We start from the raw sequence: 9297 nt of genomic DNA on the forward strand, positions 1-9297 counted from the left end.
AGCGAACCCGTCCCTGCGAATGCGCTGCTGCGCAAGCCGCTGGCACTGATGGCATCGCTGAACGATGCCCTGGAGACGGCGCCCATTGTGAGTGTTCGCGGTCGCGTGAAGGAGGTGCTGGGCACCGTGGTTCGAGCGACAGCGCCCAGTGCGCGCATCGGCGAGATGTGTGTGCTGCACACGCCTGGTGAGACCTTCCGTCTGGAGGCCGAGGTCATCGGTTTCAGTGAGGGCGACGCGCTGCTGGCGCCGGTGGGCGACATGCGTGGCGTGTCGTCCAACACCATCGTCACCCCGGGTGGCCACACCCACAAGGTCGGCGTGGGCATGGGATTGATGGGCCGTGTCGTCGATGGTTTCGGGCGCCCGCTGGACGGTGGCGACCTGCCTTTGGCGGAGGCGTATTACCCGGTGTACGCCGACGCACCCCATCCCTTGCAACGGCGCATGATCGACAGCCCCATGCACATGGGTGTGCGGGCGCTGGACGGCATGTTGGCGTGCGGGGAAGGGCAACGCCTGGGCATCTTCGCGGCGGCGGGTTGTGGCAAGAGCACGCTGATGGGCATGCTGGCGAAGAACGCCGATGTCGATGTCACCGTGGTCGCACTGATCGGAGAGCGCGGCCGCGAGGTGCGGGAGTTCGTGGAGCGCGAACTGGGTGCAGAAGGCATGAAGCGCGCCGTGGTGGTGTGCAGCACCTCGGAAAAGGCACCGATGGAACGATTGAAGGCCGGCTTCGTGGCCACGGCCATCGCCGAATTTTTCCGCGACCAGGGCATGCGGGTGCTGTTGCTGCTGGACTCGCTGACGCGTCTGGCTCGAGCGCAGCGCGAGCTGGGGTTGATGGCGGGCGAGCCTCCCACGCGGCGGGGCTTTCCCCCGTCGGTTTTCGCCATGCTGCCTCGGTTGCTGGAGCGCGCAGGCATGAACGACCGTGGTTCCATCACCGCGTTCTACACCGTGTTGGTGGAAGGCGACGACATGAACGAACCCGTGGCGGACGAGAGCCGCTCCATCCTGGATGGGCACATCGTGCTGTCGCGCAAGCTGGCTGCGGCCGGGCACTACCCGGCGGTGGATGTGCTGGCCAGCGTGAGCCGTGTGATGAATGCGGTGGTCGGTACCGAGCACCGCCGGCACGCCGAAGCGGTGAGGGCGCTGATGGCCAAGCACGACGAGGTGGAGCTGCTCGTGCGTTTGGGTGAATACAAGCGGGGTTCCGACAGCTTGGCCGACAAGGCCATTGATCGCATGGCCGACATCCGCGCCTTCTTGTGCCAGCGCCCGTCCGAGAAAGCCAGTGCCTCGGAGATGCTCCGCCATCTCGAAGGCATCGCCGTATGAAGCAGATCACCGTCATAGATCAGTTGCACCGTCGTCGCCTGACTGCGCTGGAAGCGGCGTTGAAACAGGCAAGGGCCGAGCAGGCAGACCTTGAAGTCCTGCTTGACGAGCGCTGCCGCTCGGAGGACACCACGCGCGAAAGAGGCCTTCGGCTCAAGCACGATATCGATGGCGTGTTCTTCACGGGCACCGTGAATCCATCCGAACTCAACAAGGCGCAGCACCAGCTGTTGGCGGCCAAGGACGCTCTTCTGGCCGCGCAGAAGGCCGTGAAGGAGGCCCGATCGGATGTGGCCGCCTCGGTGCAGCGCACGTCGGAGGCGGTGCGGGCTTGGCGCGAGCAGGCGATCAAGGTCGAGAAGTTCGGCAACCTCCTGCAGGGCTCGCGCGACGCGCACAACGCCGAAGCGCTTTCCAGCGAAGAAATGGAGCAGGAAGACGTCTTCCGGAAACGAGCATGAAAGTGGATACCCAGCGCGCGGATGCCCGCACCCGGCAAATTCGCCAGCAAGGTCAGCGAGAGGCCACCACCGAGGAAGCCGCCCGTCGGTTCCAAAAGCAACTGCAGCGTCGCCGCAAGGAGGAGGATGCATCGAAGGTGGGGATCGCCGGGCCCTTCGAACTGATGGTGCGGCTGCGAGATTGGCTGGGCGATCCGCAGGCCATCGGTATGCCTCTTCATGTGCCAACACAGACGGTGTCGGAACAGATCATGCAGCCTACACCGGACTTGGCACCTTGGGTAGACCCTGAGGTCGTGCAGAGGCAACAGCAGGACAGCCTGCGCATGGACAGCATCGCTCGCGCGGCCATGGACGCTGGTGTGCAGGCTGCGATGGCGCAGGACAGCGGCGAGTACCAGGTGGAGCTGGGTTCTGTGTTGTTCACCCGCACCCGTTTGCGCGTGCGCGCGGCTGAAGACCTCGGGATCGAGGTGCGGTGCGAGAGCGACGACGCCTCCGAGCGCGAATGGTTCGCTCACCACCGCGAGACGCTCGCCGACCGCATGGCCGGGTTGACCGGACGAGCCGTTCGTCTGGACATCGCTGGCATCGGGCCGTGACCATGCAGGAGGAGGCCGCCCCTTCGCAGGCTGTGTTGTCCGTGCCGGAGCGACGCTGGCGGCCACCCATGTTGCGCCGACTGCACCAGCCTGCGGTGGACTTGAACAACCGGCTGTGCCGTCGACGCAGCTGGGAGGTGGACTGGTTCGGTGTGCCCGCCCAGGTGGACGTGGTCGGTGTGGAACGGATCGGAGACACGGTTGCGCCGCCCTCCCATGAGCTGTTGGCCCGTTTGCACTGGCGCGGCATGACCAGCTACCTGGGCCTGAGCCATGTGGCCGCGGAAGCCGCCCTGTCTGGCCACCTGGGCGCCGTGCTGTGGCGCGAGCTCCCACCTGCGGTGGCCATGGCCCTGTTGCAGGACGGTGCGGACCGCCTGGCCGCCGCCAACCCCGGCCTGGGCATCTTGCGGTTCGAAGCCATGGCAGACGCCGGGGCACTTTCCCACGATCTGTGTTCAGTGCAATGGCGCGTGACAACGGAAGGGCGCAGCGAAGTGATCGACCTGCATTGGATGGTGGACGCCGATGCCATCGACCAGGGGCTTTTTTCAGGCCCGCATCGGGGGATATCCCGATGCGCAGACCTGCTTCCGGATTGGAGCGGCCTTCCAATCCCGCTGGTGGTTGAACTCGGCTGGGTTCATCTGTCACTCAGCGAATTGCAAGGGCTCCGAAACGAGGATGTTTTGTTGCCCGACGGCTGGTGGGCGCAGCACGGGAAGGGTCGCGTCGGCCTTCGGGTGGGTGCACGCGCAGGTTGGGATAGGGGTTATGTGGGTGTGCTGGATGAAACCCGCCAGCGCATCAAGGTGACAGGACAGCAGAAAATGGAACGTGATCTTCCTGAAGACATGCTCAGCGCGTTGGGTTCGAGCCCCCACCTTCCTGGCGCTGATGGGCCGGATGACCTCGTCTGGGATCGCGCGTCTTCGACGGGTACCGTGGCCGGGAACATGGGCGCCTTGGGTGACTTGCCCGTGCGCCTGACTTTCGATCTGGGCGAGCGCCACCTGGCGTTGCATGAGCTCGCTTCCTTGGGCGCAGGTCATGTGTTCGACCTGGGGCTTTCGCCCCGCCATGGCGTGAGCCTGCGCGTGAACGGTTTGCTCGTGGGCGAAGGCGAAATCGTTGAGATCGACGGTCGCCTGGGCGTGGCGGTGACCCGGATCCTGCCGCCACGGGCATGAACGGTTCCGATCCGCTGTCGCTCATCGTTCTGGTGGCGATGCTGTCCGTCGTGCCGCTGCTGATGGTGGTGGGCACGGCGTTCCTGAAGATATCCACCGTCATGCTGCTGGTGCGCAATGCGCTGGGGGTGCAGCAGGTGCCGCCCAACATCGCGCTGTATGGGCTGTCGCTGATCCTCAGTCTCTACGTCATGGCGCCGGTGGCGCAGGAGTCGGTCGACCGCTTGCGCGACGAGAAGGCACCGCTCACCAGCATGGGGGCCATGGTGCGTGCGGCAGAGGTCGGCGCGGAGCCGATGCGTGCGTTCCTCATCAAGTTCAGCAAGCCGGAGCAACGGGCCTTTTTTCTTCAGGCCACGCAGAAAATGTGGCCACCTGAGCAGGCGGAGAAAGCCAGAGACACCGATTTCCTGATCCTGCTGCCGGCCTTCGTGGTCGGCGAACTCACCTCGGCGTTCGAGATCGGCTTCCTGCTGTACCTGCCCTTTGTGGTGATCGACCTGATCGTCTCCAACGTGCTGTTGGCGCTGGGCATGATGATGGTGTCACCTTCGACGATTTCGCTGCCCCTGAAGTTGTTTCTCTTCGTCATGGTCGATGGCTGGACACGGTTGCTGCACGGGCTGGTGCTGTCGTATGTGTGAAATCACATGATCGAATCGGCCGATTTCGTGTCACTGGCTGTCAAGGGGCTGTATCTGAGCCTGGTGCTGTCGATGCCGATGGTGGCCGCAGCGGCCATCATCGGCACGCTGATGGCGGTGATCCAGGCGCTGACACAGATCCAGGAGCAGACGCTGGGCTACGCCGTCAAGCTGATCGCCACCGCCGTGGCGCTGATGCTCACGCTGAATTGGATCGGCAATGAAATCCTGCAGTACACACGCCAGTTGTTCGACCTGATTCCGTTCATCGGAAGGTAGCGCAGCGTGCTGGACATGCAGCACATCCAGGCGAGCGCGTTGGCCCTGCTGTTGGGCATGGCGCGCTTGGTGGCGCTGCTGTTCATGCTGCCCTACTACGCCAAACAGGCCAGCTCTGCGCTGGTGCGTGTGGCGATCGCGCTGGCGTTCACCTTGCCGGCGCTGCCCATGCTCATGGCGCAGTACAGCCAGAACCTCGCGCCCGACACCTTGCTGTTCGGGCTGCTGTTCAAGGAAACCCTCATTGGGTTTTGCATGGGTTGGATCATCGCGTTACCGTTCTGGGCGGCGGAAGCCATCGGCTTCATCATTTCCAACCAGTACGGCGCCACGGTGGGCAACACGAACGATGCGCTCACGGGCAACGAGGCATCGCCGTTGGGGGTGTTGTTGCTTCAGTTGTACCTGGTCCTGTTTCTGATGCACGGCGGCGCCAACGCGGTGTTGGAGACGTATTACGCGAGTTATGCCGTGTGGCCGCTGGCCGCCACCTGGCCCTCGCTCGATGCCGGTTTTCCGGCCCATTGGCTCCAGCTTTTCGACGCGATGATGCGCCTGTCCGTGATGCTGGCCGCGCCTGCCATGATCGCCATGCTGCTGGCCGAGATCGGCCTGGCCATCGTCAGCATGTTCGCGCCGCAGTTGCCCGTGTTCTTCCTGGCCATGCCGGTGAAGGCCTGCATCGCGCTCTTCGTGTTGATGATCTATCTCGCCACGCTCATGGGTTACCTGGGGGACCACGCGCGCGCGATGGCGGTGTTTCTGCCGGACCTGGGAAAGCTGGCGCGATGAGCGAGAAGACCGAGAAGCCCACCCCCAAGCGCCTGACCGATGCGCGGAAAAAGGGCGATGTGGCGCACGCCAAGGATGCGTCCAAGGCCTTGATGATCTGGGTCTGCGCAGGCTACCTGCTGTTTTCCGCCAGCCAGCTCACCGACGCCATGCTGTTCCTGATCGAGTGGGCGGGCACGCACGCGAACGGTCCCTTCCGCGAGGTGCTGGCGGCCTTTCTTCGGTTGGCACTGAAGGAGCTGAGTCTGGCGCTGCTGCCTTGGATGTTGATCGTCACCGTGCTGGCGGTCTTTGGTGAACTGATGACCGCAGGGCCGGTGTTTGCCCCGGAAAAGATGAAGTTCAACTTCCAGAAGCTGGATGTCGTGGCGAATGTGAAGAACCTGTTTTCGGCGCGCAACCTCATCGAGGCGCTGAAGTCGGTGGTGAAGGTGGTGGCGCTCACTGCCATCGTGTGGAAGCTGGTCCACGACAACCTGGGGACGCTCATGCTGCTGGCGGGCTCCGGCATCCAGCCGGTGACGGCGGGATTGGGCTTGTTGATCAAGTCCTTGCTGCTGACCACGGCCTTCGTCTTCACTGTCATCGCAGGGTTCGACTGGCTCATTCAGCGCAAGCTGTTCGCCCGCCAGCAGATGATGACCAAGGATGAGGTCAAGCGCGAACACAAGGAGTCCGATGGAGCGCCTGAAATCAAGGGAGAACGGCGAAAGCTGCATCGGGAAATCGTCCAGGGCGGTGGCGGTGGCAAGCGCAAACCCTCGCTGGTGGTCACCAACCCCACGCACCTTGCGGTTGCACTGCTCTACGAGCATGGTGAAACCCCACTGCCCCTGGTGCTGGCCAAGGGCGCGGGTCTGCACGCTCAGGCCATCGTCCGGGATGCGCGCGCAGAGGGCATTCCCATCATCCAGCACATTCCACTGGCCCGTGCGCTGGTCGCGCAGGTGGAGGTGGACGAGCCTGTGCCCGAGCATCTGTTCGAACTGGTCATCGATGTGCTGAAGGCCGTGAAAGAGGTGGCGCCCGCAGAGCGCCCTCGATCCTGAGGTCTGTGGCGGGGTCTTACGTGCGCGGCGTTGGCCTGACCCACCACCAAGCCAGGGCCACGATCACCGTGAAGGCTGTGTACGCCGCCACAAACACCCACCAAGGGGCGTCCCAGTACAGCAGCCTTGAGAGCCAGTGGTCGATGAAACTCTCACGGTAGCTGCTCTGGCCGGCGGCGCGGCGCAGGGCTTGCTCCCACACGGTCAACGGGCACAGCTGGCCCAGCCACGCCTGGGCGGCGATGAAGACCATCAGACCCAGGTGGCCGATCCGCAGGCCCGCATGGCGCACCCAGCGCCAACCGAGGGCGCCGCCCAGGAGCACCAGGGGCAGCAGGCCGACCACGAAGACCACGATGCCCGTGTGCAGCGCCAGCAGCGCGTCGGCCAGCAGGGCGGCGGTGGCGGGGCTGAGGTTCGGGTCCCACATGGTGGCGCCATGGTACGTCGCCGGCCCCACGGCAGGCGAAAAAAAACCGCCAGGGCACGAGGCTCTGGCGGCTGCGCGCATGGCCCGCCGAAGCGGGCGGCGCGGTACTCAATCCTTGGCGGACATGTAGTCGCTGAGCACTTTCCAGCGGCCGTCCGTGATCTGCGACAGGCGCGTGGCGCTGCTGCCCAGGCGCTTGGTGGGGCTGAAGGTCATCTCGGCGCTGCCGAAGATGTCTGGCGGGATCTTCATCGTGTCCATGGCCTTGATGAAGCTGTCGGTGGTCAGGCCGGGGCCGGCCTTGGTGGCGGCGCGGATGAAGGCGTCGATGGAGCCGTAGCCGTACACCGAGAACACCGTGGGTTCTTCGTTGAACTTGGTCTGGTACTTGTTGGCCCAGAAACGCAGGGGCTGCGAGGCTGAGTCCAGGTAGGGGTGTTGCACCGTCATGGCGGCGTAGAAGCCGTTCATCGCAGGACCACCGAGCTTGTGGATGAGGTCGGTGTAGGCCGCACTGGAACCCACGAAGGTGGGGTTGAAGCCCAGGCGTTTCGCGGTGGCGATGCCGCCGATGGTCTCGCGGATGATGGTGCCCATCACCACCAGGTCGCATTGGTCGGCCTGCAGCTTCTGCATCTGCGAGGCGAAGTCGGTGGCGCCCCGCTTGTAGGTGGTCTCCGCCGCGAGCGTCATGCCGGCGGCCTTCAGGCCGTCTTCGGCGCCGCGCTTGACTTCCAGGCCGAACTCGTCGTCCTGGTACATCGCACAGACCTTCTTGGCACCCTTCTCCTTGGCGAGCATGGGCGTGACGATCTTCATCTGGTCGTAGTAGGTGGCGGCGAACGAGTACTTGAGCTTGTGGAAGGGCTCGTACATCTGGCGCGCGGCCGTGATGGGGTAGAAGTTCAGCACGTTCTTCTGGAACTGCACCGGCATCGCCGCCATGTTCTGCGCGGTGCCGATGTGGCCCACCATGGCGAAGATCTTGTCCTGGTTCACGAGCTTCTGCGCGGCCAGCACGGCGTTGCGCGGGTCGTACTTGCTGTCCTCGACGAGCAGCTTGATCTTGCGGCCGTTGATGCCGCCCTGCTCGTTGATCTCGTCCACGCGCAGCAGCATGCCCATGCGCACCTGTTTGCCGAAGCCGGCGATCGGCCCCGAAAGGTCCTGGATCGAGCCGATCACGATTTCGTCCTTGCTCACGCCCTGCGTCTGGGCCAGGGCCGGCCCGGCGGCCAGTGCCAGCACGGCCGCGGCGGTCAGTGTCGTTTTCATCGCTGATGTCTCCTGTAAAGGGTGGTTGACACGGGGATGCGGGATCACTGGTTCACGTAGTCCGACGTCACCTTCCAGCGGCCGTCCTGGATCTGCGACAGGCGCATGGCCATGCTGCCGTAGCGCCGCTGCGGGCTGAAGCGCAGTTCGGGCGAACCGAAGATGTCGGTCGGCACGGTCAGGCTGTCCATGGTCTTGACGAAGCTGTCGGTGGTGAGGTTGGCGCCGGAGCGGCCCGCGGCGCGGGCGAAGATGTCGATGGCGTTGTAGCCGTAGACCGAGAAGACGTTGGGGTCTTCGTTGAACTTGGTCTTGAACTTGTTGGCCCAGAAGCGGATCGGCTGCGAGGCTTCGTCCAGGTAGGGGTGCTGGGTGGTCATGGTGGCGTACAGGCCGTTCATGGCCGGGCCGCCGAGCTTGTGGATGAGGTCGGTGTAGGCCGCCTGCGAGCCGAAGAAGGTGGGGTTGAAGTCGAGCTTGCGCGCGGTGGCGATGGTGCCGATGGTCTCGCGGATGATGGTGCCCAGCACGACGAAGTCGCAATTGGCGGACTTCATGCGAGCCACCTGCGATGAAAAATCGGTGGCGCCGCGCTTGAACGAGGTCTTCTCGACCATCTGCATGTTGACGGCCTTGAGGCCTTCTTCCGCACCGCGCAGCACCTCCAGGCCGAACTCGTCGTCCTGGTAGATCGCGCAGACCGCCTTGGGCTTTTTCTCCTGCACCATGCGGGGCAGGAAGGTGCGCATCTGCTCGTAGTAGGGGCCGATGTTGGCGAACTTGAGCTTGTGGAAGGGCTCGTACATCTCGCGCGCCGCCGTCACCGGCAGGAAGTTCACCACGTTCTTCTGGAACTGCACCGGCATCGCCGCCATGTTCTGTGCCGTGCCCAGGTGGGCGATCATGGCGAAGATCTTGTCCTGGTTGACGAGCTTCTGGGCGGCCAGCACCGCGTTGCGTGGGTCGTACTTGCTGTCCTCGACGAGCAGCTTGATCTTGCGGCCGTTGATGCCACCTTGCTCGTTGATCTCGTCGACACGAAGCACCATGCCCTGCCGCACGGATTTGCCGAAACCCGCCAGGGGGCCGGAGAGGTCCTGGATCGAACCGAGAACGATCTCGTCCTTGCTCACGCCCTGCGTCTGGGCGAAGGCGGCGCCGGCCGACAGGCACAGCGCGAGGGCGATCAGGGTGGGGCGGGCGGTCGTCACGGGCTTGTCTCCTGGGG

Annotated in this window: 11 protein-coding genes; 8 read left to right on the plus strand and 3 right to left on the minus strand. The window is 64.4% G+C overall.

All coding sequences use genetic code 11. The features are described 5' to 3' along the window. The first annotated feature begins 27 nt into the window (after positions 1-27). From sctN to sctU, 8 genes are all read left to right on the plus strand, one after another. Positions 28-1347: a type III secretion system ATPase SctN gene (sctN, locus tag AC3WPZ_RS07760; RefSeq protein WP_492439037.1), complete on the plus strand. Its 1320-nt coding sequence runs from the start codon at positions 28-30 to the stop codon at positions 1345-1347. After that, entirely contained in the window at positions 1344-1808 is a 465-nt protein-coding gene (locus AC3WPZ_RS07765; RefSeq protein ID WP_492439021.1) for a hypothetical protein, read from the plus strand. Before sctN ends, AC3WPZ_RS07765 begins: the two co-directional genes overlap by 4 nt. Next, on the plus strand, positions 1805-2410 hold the full coding sequence (locus AC3WPZ_RS07770; RefSeq protein WP_492439023.1) for a hypothetical protein: 606 nt from the start codon (positions 1805-1807) through the stop codon (positions 2408-2410). Before AC3WPZ_RS07765 ends, AC3WPZ_RS07770 begins: the two co-directional genes overlap by 4 nt. 68 nt (positions 2411-2478) lie before the next feature. After that, positions 2479-3600 (plus strand): type III secretion system cytoplasmic ring protein SctQ, encoded by a 1122-nt coding sequence (gene sctQ, locus AC3WPZ_RS07775; protein ID WP_492439025.1) that lies wholly within the window; start codon positions 2479-2481, stop codon positions 3598-3600. After that, positions 3597-4244 (plus strand): type III secretion system export apparatus subunit SctR, encoded by a 648-nt coding sequence (sctR, locus tag AC3WPZ_RS07780; protein WP_492439027.1) that lies wholly within the window; start codon positions 3597-3599, stop codon positions 4242-4244. The genes sctQ and sctR overlap by 4 nt, the downstream gene beginning before the upstream one ends. Before the next feature lie 6 nt (positions 4245-4250). Next, a complete protein-coding gene (gene sctS, locus AC3WPZ_RS07785) occupies positions 4251-4523 on the plus strand; it encodes a type III secretion system export apparatus subunit SctS (protein ID WP_492439029.1) in 273 nt (90 codons plus the stop codon). 15 nt (positions 4524-4538) lie between these two features. Beyond that, entirely contained in the window at positions 4539-5315 is a 777-nt protein-coding gene (gene sctT / locus AC3WPZ_RS07790) for a type III secretion system export apparatus subunit SctT (protein ID WP_492439031.1), read from the plus strand. Beyond that, complete coding sequence (sctU, locus tag AC3WPZ_RS07795; RefSeq protein WP_492439033.1) at positions 5312-6364, plus strand: type III secretion system export apparatus subunit SctU; 1053 nt, start codon at positions 5312-5314, stop codon at positions 6362-6364. The genes sctT and sctU overlap by 4 nt, the downstream gene beginning before the upstream one ends. 16 nt (positions 6365-6380) lie before the next feature. On the opposite strand, the gene AC3WPZ_RS07800 is transcribed toward sctU, so the two are convergent. The 3 genes from AC3WPZ_RS07800 to AC3WPZ_RS07810 form a co-directional block, all read right to left on the minus strand. Further along, entirely contained in the window at positions 6381-6794 is a 414-nt protein-coding gene (locus AC3WPZ_RS07800) for a DUF2784 domain-containing protein (protein ID WP_492439035.1), read from the minus strand. Between the two features lie 108 nt (positions 6795-6902). After that, positions 6903-8069: an ABC transporter substrate-binding protein gene (locus AC3WPZ_RS07805; RefSeq protein ID WP_382154448.1), complete on the minus strand. Its 1167-nt coding sequence runs from the start codon at positions 8067-8069 to the stop codon at positions 6903-6905. 44 nt (positions 8070-8113) lie between these two features. Further along, complete coding sequence (locus AC3WPZ_RS07810; RefSeq protein WP_382321835.1) at positions 8114-9280, minus strand: ABC transporter substrate-binding protein; 1167 nt, start codon at positions 9278-9280, stop codon at positions 8114-8116. Between the last annotated feature and the right edge of the window lie 17 nt (positions 9281-9297).

This window comes from Hydrogenophaga sp. FW305-3-2-15-A-LB1 (genome assembly GCF_058787875.1).